The sequence below is a fragment of the Enterococcus haemoperoxidus ATCC BAA-382 genome, assembly GCF_000407165.1.
GTDB classification, from domain to species: domain Bacteria; phylum Bacillota; class Bacilli; order Lactobacillales; family Enterococcaceae; genus Enterococcus_L; species Enterococcus_L haemoperoxidus.
In genome coordinates, this window is sequence record NZ_KE136479.1 from 404,738 (window position 1) to 426,970 (window position 22,233).

Consider the following 22,233-nt stretch of genomic DNA (forward strand, 5'->3'; position numbering starts at 1 on the left):
GGTTTTTATGAAAAAGTTTAAAAATAGCTTAATTGCAGGTATAGTAATTGGAGTTATCGGAGTAAGCGGTCTTTTTTACGAACCAGCATTTGCTCATGATCTAGATCCAGAAGAAATAAGTGAAGTGTTTACAGGAGTAGAATCCCCTTTGACAAGAGTAGCGGGATTTGATTGGACGATTTTTGATAGTCCAGGGGAGCTTGAGGGAGCTGTTTCACAGACGAAGAACACAGCAGTTCCCATAGATGTCTCAGGACTCACAGGAGATAAAAAACTAAAAAGAGATTATTATATGGTTTTTGGAGGGGTTGATAAAAATGATAAAAAAGCCTCTTTTGAAGCTGGAACAGCTGGAACAACTGGGAAACTTTTAAGTCAAACGGGTGTGAATTTCCCATCAGTTGTTGGAGGGAAAGGTCCTACGGACGTAATGGTTGGTTATGGATTTGATTATATTAATGAATATCCTGGAGGTGGGAATTTAGGTTCTGGATTTGATTTAGCATTACCGTTCGTTGCTAATGGCAAAGTAGCCTGGGCCACAGGGGATCCTGCAAGTTCTACTGTTACCCCTAGTAGAATTACTCCTTCAGTTAAAATAGGTACTATTGAAAAGTTAATGACGAATAATGCAAAACATGAAATTTATGCTTATGGTTATTTAAAGCTTTACGATAGTACAGAAGCATTAAGGTTAAAAGTTCCTGTTCGAATCTCTGGTAAACCTGTGAATAATAAGGGTAGGATTCGATTTACTATGAAATATTATAATACAGAATCAGTTAACCGGTTATTTGGATCAACATATGGTGTACATATGGATATTCAAGGTAAGCACACAGAGTCTATGATGTATTCACTAGGAAATAATGAAGGTCTTTATTTTAAACAAGAGACAAACAAGGTAGCAACAAGACTTCTTGATGGGGAAAATTATTATTTATATTTTTATCGAGGAAATTATGGAGATAATTCAACTAATCCTCCTGTTTCTTTTATTGGAAATGATGATGCTTATGCAATGATTTCTAATTATTTTAGACGAGACTGGCGGGTTATGTACCCAATAAAAGAAACAGTTGATATTGCAGCAGATACTCAATATCCCTATCTGAATCATCCCGGCTGGCTTTATTTATATCCTCAAGCGATACTGAGACCAAATGAAATCGGGTCATCCGATTTGGAAATATCTGTCACAGAACAAAAAGCTAGAGCTGTGATGTATAAGTATGTCGATGATGCAGGTAAAACGCTTGAGTCAGTGACCGATACATTATTTACAGGAGACACTTATAATCCACTCGATTTTAAAAAAGAGTTCACCGGATACAAATTTGACCGAGTGGATGATCCGGGAAAGGGTTTGGTTGGGAATACACCTATCACGATTACATTTCATTATAAAACGGCTAGAACGGCTACGATTAACTATCTAGATGACAAAAATCAGGTGATAGAAACTAAAAAGGAAACACTGTATGTAGGAGATACTTATAATGTAGAAACCTATAAAAAAGAAATCACGGGGTATACATTTGTGCGAGTAGACCCGGCTAGTGGCACAGTCGGGGCGGAGGATCTCACACTGAACTTACATTACAAAGCCAACATGACTGGTAGTCAAACCATTACGTTTGATGACGTGACAGCTGGCACCACAGAGGTCACAACGACTGAAATTGGGCATGAGCTTAAGGTGAATATTAAGACGAGTTATACAGTAGAAGTAAAAGGGTGGGAAAACATCACCTTAACTGCACCAATTCCGAAAGGTTTTGTTTTTAAACCTGGTTCCTTTATGGAAGGAAAAAAATCAATTCCAGATGATAAGCTAACGATTGGGTCAGGGACACTTTCGTTTAATATGGGAAATTTTGCCTCAACGCTCACCCCAGGTCGTTATTATAAAATGCATACCTATAGCCTCATTGCGTCAAAGGATGCCCCACAAGGAGTTCCAATCAAGTGGCCGGCGACTGCGGCTGGAACAGATTTGACGGTAACATCGGAAGGACAATTGACTGTACTAAAAAAGCAGCCAATCACAGTCACTTTTAAAAGCGACAAAGGAACGGAGCTTCATGAGCCAATTGTGACAGAAACGTATGAAGTAGGCAGTAAAGTGGATCTGACCAAACTTCCAGCTGTCACAACAGCGGTGAAAAGCCTAACAGACAAAGGGTATCTCGTGACACGTCCTGCCAATGAAACAGCGCTCACTGTGACCGAAGGCGGTACGACCGCTGCCTATACTTTTCAGTATAAAACTACTATAACAGCGACAATCAACTATCTAGATGACAAAAATCAGGTGATAGAAACCAAAGAAGAAACACTGTCCGTAGGAGATACTTATAATGTAGAAACCTATAAAAAAGAAATCACGGGGTATACATTTGTACGAGTAGACCCAGCTAGTGGCACAGTCGGGGTGGAAGATCTTACACTGAACCTGCATTACAAAGCTAACATGATTGGTAGTCAAACCATTACGTTTGATGACGTGACAGCCGGTACCATAGGAGTCACAACGACTGAAACTGGGCATGAGCTTAAGGTGAATATTAAGACGAGTTATACAGTAGAAGTAAAAGGGTGGGAAAACATCACCTTAACTGCACCAATTCCGAAAGGTTTTGTTTTTAAACCTGGTTCCTTTATGGAAGGGAAAACATCAATTCCAGATGATAAGCTAACGATTGGGACAGGGACACTTTCGTTTAATATGGGACGTTTTGCCTCAACGCTCGCTCCCGGTCGGTATTATAAAATGCATACCTATAGCCTCATTGCGTCAAAGGATGCCCCACAAGGAGTTCCAATCAAGTGGCCGGCGACTGCGGCTGGAACAGATTTGACGGTAACGTCGGAAGGACAATTGACCGTACTAAACAAGCAACCGATCACAGTCACCTTTAAAAGTGACAAAGGAACGGAGCTTCATGCGCCAATTGTGACAGAAACGTATGAAGTGGGCAGTAAAGTGGATCTGACCAAACTTCCAGCTGTCACAACAGCGGTGAAAAGCCTAACAGACAAAGGGTATCTCGTGACACGTCCTGCTAATGAAACAGCGCTCACTGTGGCTGAAGGCGGCACGACCGCCGCCTATACCTTTTCCGGTACCCTTAGTTTAACCTCGGTCCCAAAAGTTTTAAACTTTGGTACGATTCGGTACACGACCAAAACCCAACGAGTGGAGAATCCGTCCTACGTGGATCCTTTAGTGGTCAGAGATACCCGTTCGGACAAAGCAGATGGCTGGACCATGACCGCTGAGGTCACGACACCGATGACCAATGTCGACAACAAGTTATTGAAAAACGCACTGCGCTATGTGTATAAAGGCAAAGAACAGACGCTGAGTTCAGATGCGCAAGTCGTGTATACCGCAACTACTCCCACGATCCCAGAAAGCTATTCTGTCAGTGAAAACTGGGGAACGACCAAAGGAAGTGACGGCGTGAAGTTTCAGTTAGACTCGTCAGAAACCGTCTATACCGGTGAATATACTGGCGTGATCACGTGGAAGATCATGCCGGGACAGCCATAAGGAAAGGGGAGTGATTTAATGAAGGAACAAAAAAACGTTATTTTATTCACGAGCCTGTTGGTTGCCTGCTTTTTATTTATAGCGGGAGATGTATCGGCGGCAGAGGGGCAGATCACGGTCGATGGGAAAATCTCATTCTATGAAGAAGAGGAACGTCCAACTCGAATCAGTGAGACAGAATCTGACTTACTGGTTAAAAAACCAGAAGGACGAAAAGGTCTCTTCCCTCAGACAGGAGAACTCCTTCAACACTATGGAGGATGGCTTGTATTCCTTCTGCTTCTTGTGTTATGGCTTCTATGGAGACGGCATCGAAAGGAGGCGAAACAATGAGACGGTATTTGAACCTCAGCCGACTGCTGTTCCTAATGGGGGCTATGGCGGTAGGCTTGATGGGAACCATTGTCCATGCGGACACTTCTCTTGAACAGTCCGGGACGGTTTCGGTGGTTGACGGAGGTGCCTCTCTCCAAGATCCGGAGAATCCGGAAGTCCCGACAGATCCGGGACCTGGGACGGCTGAATCAGGACCATTGCGGATCGATTATGTGTCGCCACTCCAGTTTGGCGAAAGAAAAATTCGTGAAACAGATCGGGTGTATCCCGCGTTAGCCCAACAGTTTTATACAGACATCGGACCTAGAGGCAGCTATATTCAACTAACGGACCAGCGGGCTCTTAGTACGGGTTGGTCCTTACAGGTGAAACAAGAAACACAATTTCGCAACCCCATCATTCAAGAAGCAGGAGAACAAGAACTAAAGGGCGCCGTGCTGTCCTTAGACAAGGGCTGGGCCAATTCCAGCAGTTCCAGTGAGGCTCCTGTGGTGACAAGAGAAACCATTGCCCTGAACACTATAGGCAGCACCTATGAAGTGGCGACAGCCGCTGCGGGGACAGGCCAAGGGGTTTGGACCATTTCGTTTGGGGCTTCTGATACCAACACGGGGCATCAAAAGCCAACCTTGACCCCAGTCAAAGACGAAGCGGGGCAACCGATTCTAGAGAAAGAGTCCAATAAACCCGTCTACCAAAATTCAGCGATTACGCTGACGATTCCAGAAACGACCGTGATTCATCCGGTCCATTATGAAACGAAGATAACTTGGCTCTTAGCCGAGTTGCCTTAATAAATGAAAACAGAAAATAGGAGGAAACAAAAATGAACGCAATGACAAAAGGAACTTTAGCAACAGTGACTCTTTTAGCATCAGTACTATTAGGGGGAATGAGTGTTTCTGCAGCAGAAGAAGAAACGCCCAAGCCAACACCAGAGACAAAACTTGATTCAAAAGGGAAAACAATTGTAGAAGAAGGGGTGATTGGTCCAGAAGATCCAACCCCAGATCCAGAAAAACCAGATGAAAACCTTCCAGAAAATCCAGATATTTCAGTTAACCCAGATTCTGGTTCATTAGTGTTGCAACGTGTGTCAGTGATGAACTTTGGGACGATCAAAACCTCTGGTTCAGAAATAAAGGCCAATGCGGCACCGATTACATTATCAGAAGGAGAAACACGTGGTGCGATCGTTGGCTGGTCAGACGTTCGTTCAGGCGGGACTTACGGCTATACGATCACGGCGGAATTAACAAAACAATTTACCGGTGTGACCCCTGATACATCAAACGCCTTAACAGGAGCGACACTTAATTATACAAATGGAATGGCTGTCCCAGCGGCATCAAATGAAAATGTAGTGCCCTCAAATGTAGCGACAGCGTTCGAACTAGATAAAGATAGTGGGGCTAAAACAGTCGTGACAGCTGATAAAGCAAAGCTTGAAGGAAAAGGCTCTTACGTGATGGAATTTGGTCAAAGTGATAAATATACAGGAACGGATGGCACAAAAGGCACGGATAAAACAGCTGTGACGTTGACTGTTCCTGCTACCGTAGCCTCAAATATGGTGTTAGATACGTATAATGCCGTTGTAACATGGAAGATCGTTGCAGCAGTTTAACCAACATCAGCTGTAAAAGAAAGACATTCAGGTTTAAGTAATTGGACTGACCCTGTTCATTCGTTATCACTCGTGTGCAGGGTCAGAAAAATACTTAGAAGCCTGAATTTTTTATGAAGAATACTATGATATAGAAATAGATGGAAGCGAAACGTTCGCTTTAGTACATAACAACAAAAACACAATTGAAGGAGAGCCAGTATGACTTATTTAAACAAACGAATCACCTTTTTGATCTTTATTTTAGCTATTTTTGGGTTTTTATCCCCGCAAACAGCACAAGCAGAGAATAAACCAAACGCTGCAGGAGCGGCAGGTTTTAGCTACAGTATCCATTTTCCAGAGAATCAGATGGAAAAAGACATAGGGTATTACCATTTAAAAATGACCCCAAATCAAAAACAAACTCTGTCGATTACGTTAAATAATCCCAGCGAGGAAAACGTGGAGGTGGCAGTGAGTTTAAATAGTGCCAAAACCAACCCCAATGGAGTGATTGAGTACGGAGACTCGTCCTTAAAAAATGATCCGTCTTTGGCCTATGATTTCAAAAAAATCGTTTCAGGACCAGATAAAGTCGCATTAGCAGCAGGGGAAACAAAAGAGGTCGAACTGACGATTCAAATGCCGGAAACCGCGTATGAAGGGGTACTTTCTGGCGGAATCCAGCTGATGAAAACGGGCCAAGATCAAGCGGATGAAACAGATAAAGGGTCAAAAATCATTAATCAGTATGCGTATGTGATTGGAGTTTTACTACAGGAATCAGACAAACCTGTCACGCCGGAACTGGCATTAAACACTGTTATGGCCGGGCAAAGCAATTACCGAAATACGGTGTATGTTCATTTTTCAAACATTACAGCAACGTATGTGAATGATCTGACTGCAGAGGTGCAGATCACGTCAGAAAAAAGCAAAGAGGTCCTTTACGAACGAAAACAAACGGCGATGCGAATGGCGCCCAACTCATTTATTAATTTTCCTGTCAGTATGAATGGCGAAAAAATGGTTCCAGGAAAATACAAAGCGGCCATCTTAGTTACGTCAGGAGATCAAAAATGGACGTGGGATAAAGACTTTACGATTACAGATAAAGAAGCGAATCAATTTAACGAGCGAGATGTAGGCTTAGTTCAGAAAAAAGGACTGGACTGGACGATGATTGGCTGGATCGTGGGAAGCATTGTGTTCTTTACCGCGCTTTTATTTGGTGTGATGGTTTTCTTTAGAAAGAAAAAAGAAGCAGAGACAAAGAAACGAAAAAAGAGCCGTAAATGAACAGGAGCTGAAAACAGATGACAACATTGGATTATGTATATACTGGAGGCATCATTTTAGCGATCTTGTCCTTGATAGGGGCAAGTCTGTTTCTTTACAGATTCTTTCTTAAACAACGACAACTAAAGAAGCTTCCCATAAAGAAACTCAGGAATAAGAAGAAGCAGAGGCGTATCCGGCGTATCCGTCAAGAACTGTTGGCTCAAAAACGCCAAAGTATTCGTGCTTTTGTCCTGTCCTTGGTTCTTTTTCTCAGTTTCTCAGTAGGGGCAATGGGTCTATCCTATTACCAGTCAATGACGTTAGGAACAGACGATTCCGATTCCTTAGTGAAAGGGTACTACTTGCTTCGTGATTTTAAGAAGGAACTGGCAGAAGTTGAGGCCAAACAAGAAGACAAAGAAAAGCTGCAGAAAAACATTCGGTATTTAGGCACGTCAATGGCGAGTTACGGGACTAAAAAAGCGAGTTCAGTGAATACGGAAGAAGGGCAATTAGTGTTGAACCGTTATTATAAAGCATTAAAAGAATTAGGCATGAACGTCAGTACGCAAACGAATAATTTTTATGAAAATCCCTCTTTAGTCGAAGAATTTTTAACAGATAGTGCCAAGGTAGAAACCTATGAAAAAGCAGCATTTACCTATTATAAAGTAGATGAGTCCCTTCTCAAAGAAAGCAAGTAGTCCGTATGGCGAAAAAAAAGAATACCCAAAAAAGAAAGAGGCGTAGAGACAGGGTTCAAAGACGATATAAGACGTCATTGAAACAAATGGGTAAAGACTTGTGTGTCGCTGTCTTTTTTGGGCTTGGGAGCACCTTGATAGTGTGTTCTTTTTTCTTTAGCCTCATGAAAGTAACAGGATATGGGATGAGTCCGACAGTCCGAAATGGCGAATATGTACTGGTGAAGAAAACCAAAGAGGTCAGACGATTTGATTTGGCGGTTTTTAATAACGGATCAGGAAAAAGACAAGTTCTTCGGATCATTGGACTTCCAGGAGAGAGTATTGCCTTTAAAGAGGATGAGTTATTCGTGAATGGTCAGCCGATGGATGAGAAGTTTATCGTGGATGAAGTGAATGAAAGCCAAAGAAATGGCAAGAACTATACAGAGGACTTTACACTAGGCTCATTTTTGATAGAAAAAGGAACGATCCCAGCGGGGTATTATTTTGTGTTGGGAGATAACCGTCCCTACGCGACAGACAGCCGTCATTATGGATTGGTTTCAAAAGAAAAGGTGATTGGATTTGTTTATAATAGCAGATGATGGAGACGAGAATCTATTATCAAGTTTAAATCAGGAATAAACAATAAGGAGGGACTTAATGGTTCAAGTTATTTAGGTAGCTTTACTCTATATTTTATGATGTTGGTGAGAAATCATTGACATCTTTTTTTGTGCAAAATAGTTCAAAAATGTCGCTTATCTTTTTGAATGCTACTTCCAACAATTTCTTCTATCTGTTTGTAAAACCGTAAAGTATATTATTTGGGGTATGTATACTATGCAGAAAAGAGATTTTTTGAAGGTTTAGCCAACTATCTTAAAGTGCTAAAAAGAAAGACCTATGATTTTTGTGATTTATACAATTTTAAACTAAAAATTCCATTATGCATTGCCACTGTTTTTTCATACATGTAGAAAAGAGGCTGAGAAAAAAGCGTTTAGCTCTGAGAAATAAGAGAGAGTAGCTTTTTTCTCGCCTTTTATTCGGATTTAGAGCGCGAAACAAAACTAATCTTTAGTTTTGTCCCACGCTCTTACAATGACAGAAGGTATCTTTTCATGTTGTCTTTTTATTTAGAAATATGTCGATGTTTCTTTGTACTTTTTAAAGCTTTCCTCGTTCACGATACCAAATATCAGGTTGCCAATCCCAGGTAAAATTATCTTGTTTTAATAAATCAAATGCAGCCTCAGGCCCCATAGTTCCTGCTGGGTAATTAGGGAAGTCTACAGAGGTTTTATCCCAAGCTTGACGAATAATATCTACAATACGCCAAGCTTGAGCCACTTCATCCCAGTGTGAGAAGTTTGTACCGTCGCCGTTTAAGCTATCCAATAGTAACTTTTCATAAGCTTCTGGGCTATTGCCTGTTGTCTCCGCACTATGGCGGTAATCTAATTTTACAGGAGTTGTTGTAAACCCTTGACCAATTTCCTTACCATTTAAGGTCATTGAGAAACCTTCAGTAGGTTGAATATAAATTGTTAGGACATTTGGCGGTAAGTCTGTTTTTTCACCACATTTATCGATATCGTCTTTGAAGACATTGACTGGTACTTGCTTGAAGACGATGTTGATACGTGTGCCTTTTTCTGTTAGACGTTTACCAGTACGGATATAAAATGGCACACCTGACCAACGGAAATTATCGATTAGGAATTTGCCAGCAACAAATGTTTCAGTTTGAGAGTGTTCATCTACATTCGGCTCTTCACGGTAACTAACAAATTCTTGATCATCAAGTTTACCTTGACCGTATTGCCCACGAACGAAATTTTCCAAAGCTTCTTTTTCAGAATAAAGACGAATTGCTTGTAATGCTTTGACTTTTTCAGCGCGAATTTCAGCTTCTGAAAAAGCAACAGGTGGCTCCATCGCTAATAATGCTACAACTTGCAAGATATGGTTTTGGACCATGTCTTTTAAAGCACCGCTGTGTTCATAATAGCCACCGCGGTCTTCAACTCCAAGACTTTCAGCAAATGTAATTTGAACATTATCGATATAGCGGTTATTCCACTGTGACTCAAAAATGTTATTTGCAAAGCGAATCGCAGAAATATTTTGGATCATTTCTTTTCCTAAATAGTGATCGATTCTAAAAATATCTTTTTCTGGGAAAACAGCACGAATTTCTTCGTTTAATTGATAAGCAGAGTCATAATCTGAGCCGAATGGTTTTTCGATGACTAAACGATCAAATCCGTTATCTGTTAGAATTTCTTGTGATTTTAAGTGTTGTACGATTGTTCCAAAAAATTGAGGTGCCATTGCTAAGTAGTAGATATGATTACCACCCAGTTCGTATTTATCGTTTAAAGTATCAGATAATTTTTTTAAAGTATCGTAATGCTCAGAATCATTGACATTGTGGGATTGATAGTAAAAGTGACTTGAAAATTCTTCTGCCTCTTTTACAGTAGGATTAAGATCTTTAATCGTTTCACGAACAATTTCACGGTAGTGATCGTCAGACCAGTCTCTTCTTGCAGTGCCGATAACCGCAAAGTGGTTCGCTAAATTTCCTTTACGATATAGACGGAACAAAGAAGGGTAAAGTTTTCTTTTTGCTAAATCGCCAGTGCCGCCAAATATAGTAAATAAAGCTATCTTTTCGTTCATTTCATTTCCCCGCTTTCATAGTGGTGTTTTTTATAATCGATCAACAAAAATTGTACTTGCTGCTTTATAGCTGATTGCCAATTCTTTTTTATTATTGCTGATACTGATTGGGCCTTCATATGCGGCAATTTCATTGATTGTATATTCTTCATGGATTTGTAAGTCGATTGATACTAAGTAGTCCAGTAGTTCTTTTTCATCTAATACACGTGCGATTCGAATTGTAGTCCCAACAGGGTAGTCTATTAAAGTTTGACGCTTTTCTTCGTGGACAGGCTGATCATCTCCAGGTATTACACCACCATGAGGGCAAAATTTGGGTTGATTCAAGTACGCAGACAAACGATTGGCTAATGTTTGTGAGGTAACATGCTCTAATACTTCTGCTTCATCATGAACTTCATTCCATGAGTAGTTTAAATGTTCCACTAAAAATACTTCCCATAATCGATGTTTGCGAATAAGCGTACTCGCTTTTTTTAGTCCTAGATCTGTTAGTTGGACACCTTGATAAGGTGAATGTTCAACTAATTTTTCCTTCACTAGTTTGGAAATCATCTCACTCACTGATGCCGCTGAGACATCTAGACCAGAGACGATTTGTTTATTGTTGATTTTATTTTCATCGCCACCTAATTCAAAGATTAGTTTTAGGTAGTCTTCACGATTGGGGGTCATATATTTCATCCTTTCAAAGAAGCCATCAGAATAAGTTTATCAGAAAATTGTTTTTTTGACCATTTAATAATATGTTAATCTTAAAAAAATGGATATTTTATTTTTTTGACTATTAAAATATGGAACAAACGCATAATTGATAACGTTTTCTAGAAAAATTTATTTTGATCTTCTGTGGATAAGTTTTTTACGTGGTTTTATAAAAAACGGATTGTTAAAAATAGATTAGAATTTATGGTTTTTGAGAAAAATAGGGATTCTGTCTCGCTTTTAAATACGAGGGCTCTTGAATATTCTTTTATGCGTGCTTAAACCTAAGGATTTATAAAAAGTCATAGGCTATCTTTTTATTTATGATAGAACGGGACTTTTAATGGTACTTTGCTTTATAATAAAAGTATCATTTTCAAGGAGCGAACAAGACGTGAAACAACATCAATATATTTTATCAATAGATCAAGGAACAACGAGTTCAAGAGCCATTCTCTTTAATCATGATGGACAAGAAATCGCCAAAGCACAAAAAGAATTTACACAGTATTTTCCCAATCCTGGCTGGGTGGAACACGATGCGAATGAAATTTGGAATTCTGTTCAGTCAGTCATTGCTGATGTGTTGATTGAGTCAAAGTTAAAGCCTAATCAAATTAAAGCAATTGGGATTACCAATCAACGTGAAACAACGGTTGTATGGGATAAAGATACAGGAGAGCCGATTCATCGAGCAATTGTTTGGCAATCTAAGCAAACGAATGAACTGGCCAACGAACTGAAGGAAAAAGGCTATCAAGAGTTTATTCAAAAACGGACAGGTTTGATTGTTGATTCTTATTTTTCTGCAACTAAGGTGAAGTGGCTGTTGGAAAATGTGAAAGGGGCTAAAGAAAAAGCCCAGTCAGGGCAGTTACTATTTGGAACAATTGATACATGGCTATTATGGAAACTTACAGGTGGAAAAGTCCATAAAACAGACTACACGAATGCCAGTCGGACAATGTTGTTTAATATCCATTCCCTTGATTGGGATCAGGAGATTTTAGCTATTTTAGCTATTCCGAAATCAATGTTGCCGGAAGTTTGCTCGAATTCAGAAGTTTACGGATATACTGAAGATTATCATTTTTATGGAGAAAATATTCCAATTGCCGCAATGGCAGGTGATCAACAGGCTGCACTTTTTGGACAAGCAGCGTTTGAAAAAGGTATGGTCAAAAATACGTATGGCACGGGTGCCTTTATTGTGATGAATACAGGTGAACAAGCTATTTTATCTGAAAATGGGTTATTGACAACGATTGGATATGGTATCAATGGCAAAGTTAACTATGCTCTAGAGGGAAGTATTTTTGTTGCAGGCTCTGCTGTTCAGTGGTTACGTGATGGCTTGAAGTTGATTGAAGAATCTGGAGAATCTGAAGTTTTAGCAAGTCAAGTACCAGATTCGGATGGAGTGTATGTTGTACCGGCTTTTACTGGTTTAGGTGCTCCATATTGGGATCAAGAAGCAAGAGGATCTGTTTTTGGATTAACAAGAGGAACAACAAAAGAACATCTGATTCGAGCAACACTAGAATCAATTGCTTATCAAACCGCAGATGTAATCAAAACAATGGAAAATGATTCTAAGATTGCTATCAAATTGCTAAGAGCGGATGGTGGTGCGTCTAAAAATAAATTGTTGATGCAGTTTCAAGCAGATATTATCAACAAACCATTTGAAGCAGCGGATTTCTCTGAAACAACAGCTTTAGGTGTTGCCTATTTAGCCGGTTTGGCTGTTGGTTTTTGGAAGGACTTAGCTGAAATCAAAGCATTTGCACATCAGGGAAAACGATTTGAACCGCAAATCACTAGGGAAAAGCGAACTGAACTGTATACTGGCTGGAAAAGAGCAGTACACGCAACCATGGCGTATAAGAGCACAGAATAACTCACAATCAAAGCAAGAAAGGAGTTTGGGATGGATTATCAACCAAAAGTTTGGCAAGATTATACAAACGACTATCACGAACTTGCTCCTGACGTGTGTCTGCAGCCATATATACAATCTTATTGGTTTAGTTATGTGACTTCATCTAGTATGCCAGATAGAATTATTCCGGATTTATGCTCGGACTTGATTGTGAAACTAAATCCTGAATTAGATGTTTTACAAATTAATGTATGTGGTCCGAGTACGCACTTTTTTTATTCTAATTCAGATCAGGTAACTATTTATTTTGGGATTCGGTATTATTTAGGTGGTATGTATCCTTTTTTTAATCAGTCTTTTAAAGGATGGAAGAATCAGTTTTTTGAATTAGGGATGGTCGAAAAGGAAATGATGGTAGCGTTGAGAGATAAATTGTCTGGTAAGCATTCACTTAGCGAGTTGGTTAAAAGTGCGGATCAGTATTTTTTAGAACGTTTGAATCGTTTATCTGCAAAAACAGTCTCAGTGCCGATTCGAATGTTTATCAAAAACCAACCTAATTTACTTAGCTATGCTGAAAATACAACGAGAAGTTTGTTATCTGAAAGAAGTTTACAAAGACTGTTTAGAGAAGAAACTGGACTGTCTCCTTACGAAGTATTTGATGTTTTACGTTTTCAACATGTTTATCAGGAACTAATCAAACAGCCAGATATAAGTCATCTGGACTTAGTTGAAAAATATGGCTTTTTTGATCAAGCTCACTATACTCGTAAATTAAAAAAAATGACTGGGTTAACACCCCAAGCGATTCGTCGCCATGTCGGAATTTTACAAGACAAGAAGTGAACAGAGGACTATAATCAAGGAAAAAGGACGGAGGCTATATTATGAAATTGGATATGGTTGGAATCATTGTCGAGTCGATGGAACAAGCAATTTTATTTTACGAACGTTTAGGTTTTGAGGTTTTAGGAGAAAAAAAGGCTGATTACGTAGAAGTGGATAATAAAGGCATGCGAATTTCATTAAATACTAAAAAAATGATTGAAGGAATTTACGGTTACCCGCCAAAAAGTGAAGGGGATAAAATTGAACTGGCTTTTCTTTGTGATTCTCCTAGAGAGATCGATCAATTATGTGAAAAAATGAAAGGCTTTGGTTATGACATTTTTAGAGAACCGTGGCAAGCATTTTGGGGGCAATATTACGCAATCATCAAAGATCCAGATGGAAATCTGTTAAGCTTATTTTGTAATGATCAAAAGGAACAAGTCGATGAAAAATAAAATCCAGTACTTAAAAGATACGGCTAAAACATGGCCGGGAGCAACGGTTGATTATCGAGAAGATTGGGATTGCGATTATTTTGGGCTCGAGAAGAAATGTTTTTGCATGCTTGGAACAAATAAAGCAGGTGATTGGGTAATGACAGTCAAAGGGGATCCAGAAGAAAACGAGTTGTTGCGCGAGCAATATTCAGATGTAGTTCCTGGCTATTATGCCAATAAAACACATTGGAATTCTTTTTTACTGGAAAATTCATCTTTTACTGAGGAACAATTGGCTAGTTTTTTGAGGAAATCTTATGAGTTGGTATTAAGAAAGTTGCCAAAAAAAGTACAAATGAAGTATGAATGATCAGAGATTTAGAACGTGGGATAAAACAAAAAATCAGTTTTGTTTTATCCCACGTTCTAAATCAGAATAAACGGCGAGAAAAAGTAACTACTCGATCGCATGTGTTTCTAAATGTCAAGGAACTAAGGTTTGAAGAGCACCAAGTAGGTACCCATTATCGTAAATCTCTCGTAATTCTTGGAGCTAAACGTTTTTTTCTTGTCCTCTTTTTGTTAAATTAACCTTGATGTAGATAAAAATTAACCAATGTGATAATCCATAAATGCGCAGGATAAAATACATAGAATAAATATTTAAAGAAAGGATTATTGCTGCCTTTTTCTCCATTATACAAATGAATAAAAGGAATCACAGTAATAAATAGAAATTCAGGATTTCCTTCAAGCTGTACTTTGATCATCTCGAAAGAATAATCAGGTAATCCAAGCAAGGGCATGATAAGTAAAGGAATAGCAAAAATCAGATAGGAAATGTCACGTTTTTTAGCATTATCTCTGAAGAAATAACTGAGTAACATAAATGGAATAACGACAAATCCTCCTTCTGCAGGGATTAAACCTAAGAAAATGGCTACTGTTAAAAGAATTGCTAGAATCGTTGCTGAGATTCTTAAGAAAGGTTCTTTCACGTTTTTGGCAAAATCAATCAGCGATAAAATAGTCACACCAACCGCTAGTGTTAGAAAAATATTGTTGTAAGAAAAATACATTGGTTCTTTGATAACGAGTGTATTGATCACTGTATTTCCTATAAACATGATTGTGGCCCAGCCGTAAAGACGAAGCAGATAGTTTTTTCGGTTTCTTGTGTAGTGAAAACCTTCAACTGCCATAAAAGCAAAAAATACAGCAACACAGCGCGTCAACATATGGATGGGGGCACCAAATTGTGGTGGTAAAAATGGAACAAGATGATCAAGGAGCATCAAGCCCATCATAATTAGTTTTAATTGATTTCCGTTCATTTCATTCTCCTAAATAAGTGTTATTTTTTAACTTTTTTTAGTATAAATAAAATCTCTGTTTTTGGCGTGGGAATCAACGAACAAATGTCTTACAAAATTGAGAGTAAGAGGTAAGATGATTATTTAATCTAGATATTCATTTTGACTACGTTAAAATCATAAACCGATTTTGCGTAAAGATAAGGAAAAAATTAGATGGATATCATATATTTTTTTACCCTAATACAGTAATCAAAGTTTAAAATTTACGCGTAAATTATGTAGAAAATCCTGATAAATTAAAATTTTCAATAATTGGCTATTGACTAAATTTGTATTTCGTGATAAATTATTTAGAAATAAATGAGAATTAAATGAAAGGACAATGATCAGAATAGTAGGTGAATCGATTTGTTTTAGAGAGTTTCCGTTTGCTGCAAGGAAATAACGAATCATCATCGAACACGCCTGTAAGTTGTTTTTCTGAAATAAGAAGTTTAGTTTAGCGAAGTTTGATTCGTTTTCTAGATGAGTAGGAAAAATCGGTGAGTCCGTTATCACTCCTTAGTTTATCGAACTAACAGAGGTTTTTACTGTGAAGTAAAAACAAATCTGAGGTGGGACCACGTGAAAAATTTCTCGTCCTCTTGGCTTATTTGCCAAGGGGGCGTTTTTTTTATTTAGTTTCATAAGTTAGTATCGTAGAAAAATATAAAATCTGATTGTAGCAGAGAATGACACGATCAAATTTATTTAATAAGTTATCTAAAAAACAAGGAGGGAATTTAATGAAGTGGAATCGTAGTTTACCATCAGGGACAAAAGATAAATTATTCCGAGAAGCAAACGGCGCTTATCAATTAGAAAGACAAGTCAATGATATCTTGAAAAAAAGAGGATATCAGCGAATCGATACACCGGTAATCGAGTTTGAGGACGTATTTTACAGTGAAGAAAAAAATGAGAAAGAATTCTATCGTTTTTTTGATAAGCAAGGGCGATTACTTGTTCTGCGACCTGATATGACAATGCCAATCGGCCGAGTGATTGCAACGACGGGGATTCATCCGCCACTTAAATTATCCTATAGTGGAAAAGTGTTTCGCTCAAATGATGATATGTTGGGGGAACAAAATGAACTGACTCAGGCTGGAATTGAATTGATTGGTTATTCTTCTTTAAAAGCTGAAGTTGAATGTATCACTTGTGCGGTTGAACTTTTAGAAACTCTGAATGTACCAAACTTTCATTTTGAATTAGGTCACGCACAAATTTTCCGTTTTATTGTGACGTCACTAGGAATAGAGAATGATGCAAAATTAGAACTTCAACTCTATTTTAATAATAAGAGTTTAACTGATCTCCACCGCTTTGTAGAAAAATTTCCAAGTGAATTAGATGCATTTATTTGTGCAATTCCAAGACTATTTGGTGAGGCAGATGAAGTGTTGGCAATGGCCAAAGAACTGTTACCTAAGGAGTCACAGATTATACCGATCATCGATGAATTAGAAATGCTAATGCGCACGATTAAGACCTATCATCAAAACATTTCATTGACTGTAGATTTAGGTTTGGTTGCTTTAATGGATTACTATACAGGTGTTTTATTTAGTGGATATGCCGATTTAGTACCCGATATTTTTTTGCGTGGCGGACGATATGACCATTTAGCAGAACAATTCGGGCATTCGACAATTCCAGCTGTTGGATTTGGGATCAATTTAGATACTTTAGTCACTTTGCAATATCAGCTTAATAATCTTGCTTCATTGGATCAACCAACAACGTTAGTTCACAGCTCTTTAGCACAGTTGGCAAAAGCGGACTTACTAGTCAAAAAGGATCCTGGCTATCAATTATCATTATTTGAAACAGTAGAAGAAGCTCTAAATTATGGAGAAAAATGGCAATATCAACAAGTAATTGAAATAACTCAAGATAAAATTCATGTAATCAAGGTAGGTGATCAAGAGTGACACAATTGACGATTGCATTAACAAAAGGACGTTTGGAGAAGGAAACATTAGCACTATTTGAACAAGCAGGAATCAATAGTTCATTTATGCATGATAAGCAACGAAAATTGATTTTCACCAGTCCAGATCAACGTTTTAAATTTCTTTTAGTGAAAGCAGCTGATGTGACAACGTATGTTCGTCATGGTGTGGCGGATCTTGGAATTGTTGGAAAAGATGTATTGATCGAGCAACCTGTTGGTTATTATGAAATGCTAGATTTAAAGATTGGCGTATGCAAGTTTTCCGTGGCATCAACAAAAAATTATCAACCGAATGATTATAAACGAAAACGAATTGCAACCAAGTATCCAACTGTTGCATCTGAACATTTTCGTAAAAAGGGCGAGGATGTTGAAATCATTAAGATCGAAGGATCAGTAGAAATTGCACCTGTTTTAGGACTGGCAGATGCAATTGTGGATATTGTTGAAACAGGCACAACACTAAAAGAAAACGGCTTGGAAATTTTTGAAGATATCTGTCCAGTTTCAGCTCGAATAATCGTAAATAAAGCCATGCTGAAACGGAAGCGTCAAGTAATATTTCGGCTGTTTGATAAATTAGAAGCTGTAATTGGAAGGAGTGATGGAACATGAAATGGCTAGTGGGGGAAACAACTGAAATTTTAGCGGCCTTAAATGAGGATGCAGAGCTGACTCAAGAGGATAATCAACATGTAGAAGAACAAGTCCGCCAGATCATTAAGCAAGTTATTGAAAATGGCGATCAAGCACTAAAGGAGTATTCTAAAAGGTTTGATCAAGTTGAGTTAGAGGACTTATTAGTATCAGAGGAAGCAATTAATTTAGGGTATCAGCGAGTAGAAGATGAAGTGATCGAAGCTTTAGAAGCAGCGAAAGAAAACATTATTAGTTATCATAAAAAACAAAAGCAATATGATTTTATGGACACAGAAAAAAGGGGCGTTTTACGAGGACAATTGGTATTGCCGCTGGCTCGTATCGGTGTGTATGTACCAGGGGGAACGGCCTCTTATCCGTCTTCTGTATTGATGAACGTTCTGCCTGCAAAAATTGCAGGGGTTAAAGAAATCATCATGGTCACACCACCTTCAAGCAATAGTATACCTGATGTGATCTTGGCAGCTGCAAAGATTGCAGGAGTAGATAAAATCTTTCAAATTGGCGGAGCGCACAGTATTGCCGCACTTGCTTATGGAACACAAACAGTACCCAAAGTAGATAAAATTGTAGGGCCTGGCAATATTTATGTAGCAACTGCTAAAAAGCAAGTATTTGGTGTAGTGGGAATTGATATGATCGCAGGTCCATCTGAAATTGGCATTTTAGCAGACCAAACAGCAAATCCCACTTATATTGCAGCGGATTTGCTGTCTCAAGCAGAACATGATACGCTTGCCAGAGCGATATTAGTGACAGATTCAACTAAGCTTGCTGAGCAAGTCGAAAAAGAAATTTACAGACAATTAGATACATTACCTCGTAAGAAAATAGCTGAAGTGGCGATCAAAAATCATGGATTGATCATTATTGCATCAACAGTCGAAGCCATGTTTACAATTATGAATGAGATTGCACCAGAGCATTTAGAAGTACAATTAGCTGATCCAATCAGTTATTTACATGAAATAAAAAATGCTGGATCAATCTTTTTGGGAGAGTATGCATCAGAACCAGTAGGCGATTATTTCTCAGGGACAAATCATGTCTTGCCAACAAGTGGTACAGCAAAATTTTATTCGCCATTGGGTGTGTATGATTTTGTAAAGTATAGTCAGGTTACCTACTATACAAAAGAAGCCTTGGCACAAGCGAAAGATGCGATTGCTCTTTTAGCAAGAAAAGAAGGCTTGGAAGCACATGCTAGAGCAATTGAATGTCGTTTTGACTGATCGTATAAAATAGATTTTTATATTGGGGGAAAAGGAATGAGAACAGCTAATTTAAAAAGAGAAACTGCAGAAACAAAAATCGAGTTGACACTTGATTTAGATTGTCAAGAACCTGTCAGTATTCAAACTGGTGTTGGATTTTTTGATCATATGTTGATTTTATTTGCCCGTCACAGTCGTATTTCTTTAGAAGTAACAGTAGAAGGTGATTTAGAAGTAGATAGTCATCACACGGTAGAAGATGTTGGGATTGTTTTAGGCCAGTGTATTCGAGAAGCTTTAGGAGATAAAGTAGGAATCAATCGCTACGGGACAAGTTTTGTGCCGATGGATGAGTCTTTAGGTATGGCTTCTTTAGATTTAAGTGGGCGATCTTATCTAGTGTTTGATGCAGCGTTCGATAATCCTAAGCTTGGAGAGTTTGACACAGAGTTGACAGAAGAATTTTTTCAAGCATTGGCTTTTAACACTCAAATGAACCTTCACTTAAAAATTTTACATGGGAAAAATACCCATCATAAAATAGAAGCATTATTTAAAGCGACTGGCCGAGCGCTAAGAGAGGCAATTACTCAGAATCCTGCCATTCAAGGCGTCAACTCAACGAAGGGAATTTTGTAAATGATTATTATCATTGATTACGATACTGGAAATACCCGCAATGTTCAAAAGGCCTTAGATTATGTTGGTTTAGCAAATAAAATTTCCGCTGATCCTCATGAAATAAAAGCAGCAGATGGTTTGATTCTGCCTGGTGTCGGGGCTTTTTCGTTAGCGATGACAGAATTAAAAGAGCGTGGATTAGTTAATGTGATAAAAGAAACAGCTCAAAAAGGCACACCTATTTTAGGAGTCTGTTTGGGGATGCAACTGCTTTTAGAAGGCAGTATGGAAAATGGCTTTACAGAAGGCTTAGGATTGATCGAGGGGATCTGTGAAAAATTGCCGGACGATCCTGATTTACCTGTTCCTCATATGGGCTGGAATAAACTAGTTGTAACCGAAAAAACGTTATTAACAAAAGAGGTAGATGAGCAGTATGTTTATTTTGTTCATTCTTACTATACGGATTGTGAGCCTGATGTGATCGATGCATTGGTTCAATATTCAATCAAAATACCTGCAATGATTTCAAAGGGAAATATTTACGGAACGCAATTTCATCCAGAAAAAAGTAGTGAGGCCGGTCTTGCAATTTTAAGAGGATTTAAGGAGGTAGTAGAGCATGCACGTTTTACCCGCAATTGATATCAGAGAAGGAAAAGCTGTTCGACTAGTTCAAGGTGATTTTTTGCAAAAAACGATCGTCAATCATCATCCAGTAGCGCAAGCAAAAGAATTTAAAGTAGCGGGTATCCAGATGATGCATGTGGTTGATTTAGATGGTGCTTTGATGGGGAAAGCTTCCAATGCTGCTTTGATCGAGCAAATGAAAAAAGAAACGGGCTTAAAAATCCAAGTTGGCGGAGGCATCCGCACATTGGAACAAGTAGATACTTATGTAGCGCTTGGAATCGATCGAATCATTATCGGTTCTGCTGCGTTGAGAGATCCCAAATTAGTTAAAGAAGCTGTTTTGAAACATGGAGATAAAATTGCCGTCGGTATCGATGCTAAGAATGGGAAAGTCGCCATTAGTGGCTGGCTGGATGTTAGTGAAACAGATTATTTACAAATGGCTAAGGAAATGGCAAAGATGGGTGTTAAAACGATCATCTACACAGATATTACTAAAGATGGAACCTTGGCGGGCCCCACTTTTGAAGATTACATGAAGCTATCAGCAGTTGTGCCAGACGTGCAGATTATTGCTTCTGGCGGTGTCAGCAGCAAAGAGGACTTAGTGAAATTAGCCGAATTAGGGTTATATGGAGCGATCGTCGGAAAGGCTTTTTATAATGACGCTATCACTTTAGCCGATATGTTGGAGGTGGAGACCAATGTTAACTAAGCGCATTATTCCTTGTTTAGATGTCACTGATGGACGAGTGGTCAAGGGCGTTAATTTCGTTGATTTACAAGATATCGGAGATCCAGTGGCGATCGCACGAGCCTACAATGAACAAGGCGCAGATGAACTCGTTTTTTTAGATATTACGGCTACTAGTGATGACCGCGAAACGATGATGGAAGTGGTTGAACGAACAGCAGCAGAAGTATTCATTCCTTTGACTGTTGGCGGAGGCATCCGCACGGTTTCTGACATGAAAAAAATGCTGCAAGCGGGAGCTGATAAAATCTCACTCAATTCGGCAGCTATCCAACAACCAGAGTTGATCAGAGAAGGCGCTGAAAAATTTGGCTCACAGTGTATTGTTGTGGCAATCGATGCTAAGCAAACAGGAGAGTCTTGGTCTGTTTTTGTTAAAGGTGGGCGTGAAGAGACTAACTTAGATGCGATAGAATGGGCAAAAGAAGCTGTAGCGTTAGGTGCTGGTGAGATTTTACTGACAAGTATGGACGCAGATGGTACAAAAAATGGCTATGATCTTGCATTAAATCAAGCCGTAAGTTCTGCTGTAAATGTGCCTGTGATTGCATCAGGTGGTTGTGGTAATGCAGCAGATATCGTGGAAGTATTTGAACAAACTAAGGTAAGTGCCGCTTTAGCTGCAAGTATTTTTCATTATGGCGAGGTAAATATCCCAGATGTGAAAGAAGCATTAGCGCTCAAGGGAATGGAGGTACGTCGATGAAACCAGATTTCACGAAAGGACTACTACCCGCAATTATTGTAGAAGCAAAAACAAATGAAATCTTGATGCTTGCGTACATGAATGAAGAGAGCTATAAAAAAACACTTAAAACTGGAACAACTTGGTTTTATTCACGTTCCCGTCAACAATTGTGGAACAAAGGAGCAACCAGTGGCAATATCCAAAAAGTAAAAAGCATCGTTACAGATTGTGATAAAGATACCTTACTTATTACTGTTGAACAAACAGGATCCGCTTGTCATACTGGCAAACATAGTTGTTTTTTCAATGTAATTAGCTAGGATAACGGAGG

General features: G+C 38.8%; 22 protein-coding genes and 1 other annotated feature. Of the genes, 19 read left to right on the top strand and 3 right to left on the bottom strand.

The window, feature by feature from the left end:
- Nucleotides 1-7 precede the first annotated feature (7 nt).
- The 7 genes from I583_RS01960 (at nt 8) to lepB (ending at nt 8,073) form a co-directional block, all read left to right on the top strand.
- Complete coding sequence (locus tag I583_RS01960) at nt 8-3,556, top strand: MucBP domain-containing protein (protein ID WP_016249888.1); 3,549 nt, start codon at nt 8-10, stop codon at nt 3,554-3,556.
- Between the two features lie 18 nt (nt 3,557-3,574).
- Nucleotides 3,575-3,889: an EF2685/EF0750 family sortase-dependent surface protein gene (locus tag I583_RS01965; protein WP_010762877.1), complete on the top strand. Its 315-nt coding sequence runs from the start codon at nt 3,575-3,577 to the stop codon at nt 3,887-3,889.
- A 59-nt stretch (nt 3,890-3,948) separates the two neighbouring features.
- A complete protein-coding gene (locus I583_RS01970) occupies nt 3,949-4,686 on the top strand; it encodes a WxL domain-containing protein (RefSeq protein WP_244264874.1) in 738 nt (245 codons plus the stop codon).
- Between the two features lie 32 nt (nt 4,687-4,718).
- Nucleotides 4,719-5,519: a WxL domain-containing protein gene (locus I583_RS01975; RefSeq protein WP_010762035.1), complete on the top strand. Its 801-nt coding sequence runs from the start codon at nt 4,719-4,721 to the stop codon at nt 5,517-5,519.
- Between the two features lie 201 nt (nt 5,520-5,720).
- Complete coding sequence (locus I583_RS01980; RefSeq protein ID WP_010762034.1) at nt 5,721-6,800, top strand: WxLIP family cell surface protein; 1,080 nt, start codon at nt 5,721-5,723, stop codon at nt 6,798-6,800.
- A 17-nt stretch (nt 6,801-6,817) separates the two neighbouring features.
- Nucleotides 6,818-7,486 carry a hypothetical protein gene (locus I583_RS01985; protein WP_010762878.1) on the top strand — a complete coding sequence of 223 codons (669 nt, stop codon included), beginning with the start codon at nt 6,818-6,820 and terminating at the stop codon, nt 7,484-7,486.
- Nucleotides 7,487-7,572: 86 nt separating this feature from the next.
- Nucleotides 7,573-8,073 (top strand): signal peptidase I, encoded by a 501-nt coding sequence (gene lepB / locus I583_RS01990; RefSeq protein ID WP_081635857.1) that lies wholly within the window; start codon nt 7,573-7,575, stop codon nt 8,071-8,073.
- 565 nt (nt 8,074-8,638) lie between these two features.
- On the opposite strand, the gene zwf is transcribed toward lepB, so the two are convergent.
- Together zwf and efaR are read right to left on the bottom strand one after the other, a co-directional pair.
- Entirely contained in the window at nt 8,639-10,156 is a 1,518-nt protein-coding gene (gene zwf, locus I583_RS01995; RefSeq protein WP_010762880.1) for a glucose-6-phosphate dehydrogenase, read from the bottom strand.
- Between the two features lie 30 nt (nt 10,157-10,186).
- On the bottom strand, nt 10,187-10,834 hold the full coding sequence (efaR, locus tag I583_RS02000) for a transcriptional regulator EfaR (RefSeq protein ID WP_010762881.1): 648 nt from the start codon (nt 10,832-10,834) through the stop codon (nt 10,187-10,189).
- A 424-nt stretch (nt 10,835-11,258) separates the two neighbouring features.
- Here efaR and glpK point away from each other — a divergent pair, with 424 nt between their 5' ends.
- From glpK to I583_RS02020, 4 genes are read left to right on the top strand one after another with little or no spacing between them, the layout of a single operon-like run.
- Nucleotides 11,259-12,764, top strand: coding sequence for a glycerol kinase GlpK (glpK, locus tag I583_RS02005; protein ID WP_010762882.1), 1,506 nt, complete (start codon nt 11,259-11,261; stop codon nt 12,762-12,764).
- A 30-nt stretch (nt 12,765-12,794) separates the two neighbouring features.
- Nucleotides 12,795-13,595 carry a helix-turn-helix domain-containing protein gene (locus I583_RS02010; protein ID WP_010762883.1) on the top strand — a complete coding sequence of 267 codons (801 nt, stop codon included), beginning with the start codon at nt 12,795-12,797 and terminating at the stop codon, nt 13,593-13,595.
- Between the two features lie 41 nt (nt 13,596-13,636).
- Nucleotides 13,637-14,035 carry a VOC family protein gene (locus I583_RS02015; protein WP_010762884.1) on the top strand — a complete coding sequence of 133 codons (399 nt, stop codon included), beginning with the start codon at nt 13,637-13,639 and terminating at the stop codon, nt 14,033-14,035.
- Entirely contained in the window at nt 14,025-14,387 is a 363-nt protein-coding gene (locus tag I583_RS02020; RefSeq protein WP_010762885.1) for an MmcQ/YjbR family DNA-binding protein, read from the top strand. Before I583_RS02015 ends, I583_RS02020 begins: the two co-directional genes overlap by 11 nt.
- Nucleotides 14,388-14,604: 217 nt before the next feature.
- Here the strand turns inward: I583_RS02020 and I583_RS02030 are convergent, their stop codons facing one another.
- Nucleotides 14,605-15,351 (bottom strand): TraX family protein, encoded by a 747-nt coding sequence (locus tag I583_RS02030; RefSeq protein ID WP_010762887.1) that lies wholly within the window; start codon nt 15,349-15,351, stop codon nt 14,605-14,607.
- Nucleotides 15,352-15,706: 355 nt separating this feature from the next.
- Nucleotides 15,707-15,980 (top strand) — a binding site (T-box leader).
- A 138-nt stretch (nt 15,981-16,118) separates the two neighbouring features.
- On the opposite strand from I583_RS02030, the gene hisZ reads away from it, so the two are divergent.
- The 8 genes from hisZ to hisI are packed head-to-tail and all read left to right on the top strand — an operon-like array spanning nt 16,119 to nt 22,222.
- Nucleotides 16,119-17,309 carry an ATP phosphoribosyltransferase regulatory subunit gene (hisZ, locus tag I583_RS02035; protein WP_010762889.1) on the top strand — a complete coding sequence of 397 codons (1,191 nt, stop codon included), beginning with the start codon at nt 16,119-16,121 and terminating at the stop codon, nt 17,307-17,309.
- Nucleotides 17,306-17,947: an ATP phosphoribosyltransferase gene (gene hisG / locus I583_RS02040; protein WP_010762890.1), complete on the top strand. Its 642-nt coding sequence runs from the start codon at nt 17,306-17,308 to the stop codon at nt 17,945-17,947. Before hisZ ends, hisG begins: the two co-directional genes overlap by 4 nt.
- A complete protein-coding gene (gene hisD / locus I583_RS02045; RefSeq protein ID WP_010762891.1) occupies nt 17,944-19,224 on the top strand; it encodes a histidinol dehydrogenase in 1,281 nt (426 codons plus the stop codon). The genes hisG and hisD overlap by 4 nt, the downstream gene beginning before the upstream one ends.
- A gap of 36 nt (nt 19,225-19,260) precedes the next feature.
- Nucleotides 19,261-19,845 (top strand): imidazoleglycerol-phosphate dehydratase HisB, encoded by a 585-nt coding sequence (hisB, locus tag I583_RS02050; protein WP_010762892.1) that lies wholly within the window; start codon nt 19,261-19,263, stop codon nt 19,843-19,845.
- Complete coding sequence (hisH, locus tag I583_RS02055; RefSeq protein ID WP_010762893.1) at nt 19,846-20,472, top strand: imidazole glycerol phosphate synthase subunit HisH; 627 nt, start codon at nt 19,846-19,848, stop codon at nt 20,470-20,472.
- A complete protein-coding gene (hisA, locus tag I583_RS02060) occupies nt 20,450-21,175 on the top strand; it encodes a 1-(5-phosphoribosyl)-5-[(5-phosphoribosylamino)methylideneamino]imidazole-4-carboxamide isomerase (protein ID WP_010762894.1) in 726 nt (241 codons plus the stop codon). Before hisH ends, hisA begins: the two co-directional genes overlap by 23 nt.
- On the top strand, nt 21,165-21,920 hold the full coding sequence (hisF, locus tag I583_RS02065) for an imidazole glycerol phosphate synthase subunit HisF (RefSeq protein ID WP_010762895.1): 756 nt from the start codon (nt 21,165-21,167) through the stop codon (nt 21,918-21,920). Before hisA ends, hisF begins: the two co-directional genes overlap by 11 nt.
- Nucleotides 21,917-22,222 carry a phosphoribosyl-AMP cyclohydrolase gene (gene hisI, locus I583_RS02070; RefSeq protein WP_010762896.1) on the top strand — a complete coding sequence of 102 codons (306 nt, stop codon included), beginning with the start codon at nt 21,917-21,919 and terminating at the stop codon, nt 22,220-22,222. The genes hisF and hisI overlap by 4 nt, the downstream gene beginning before the upstream one ends.
- Nucleotides 22,223-22,233: the final 11 nt, after the last annotated feature.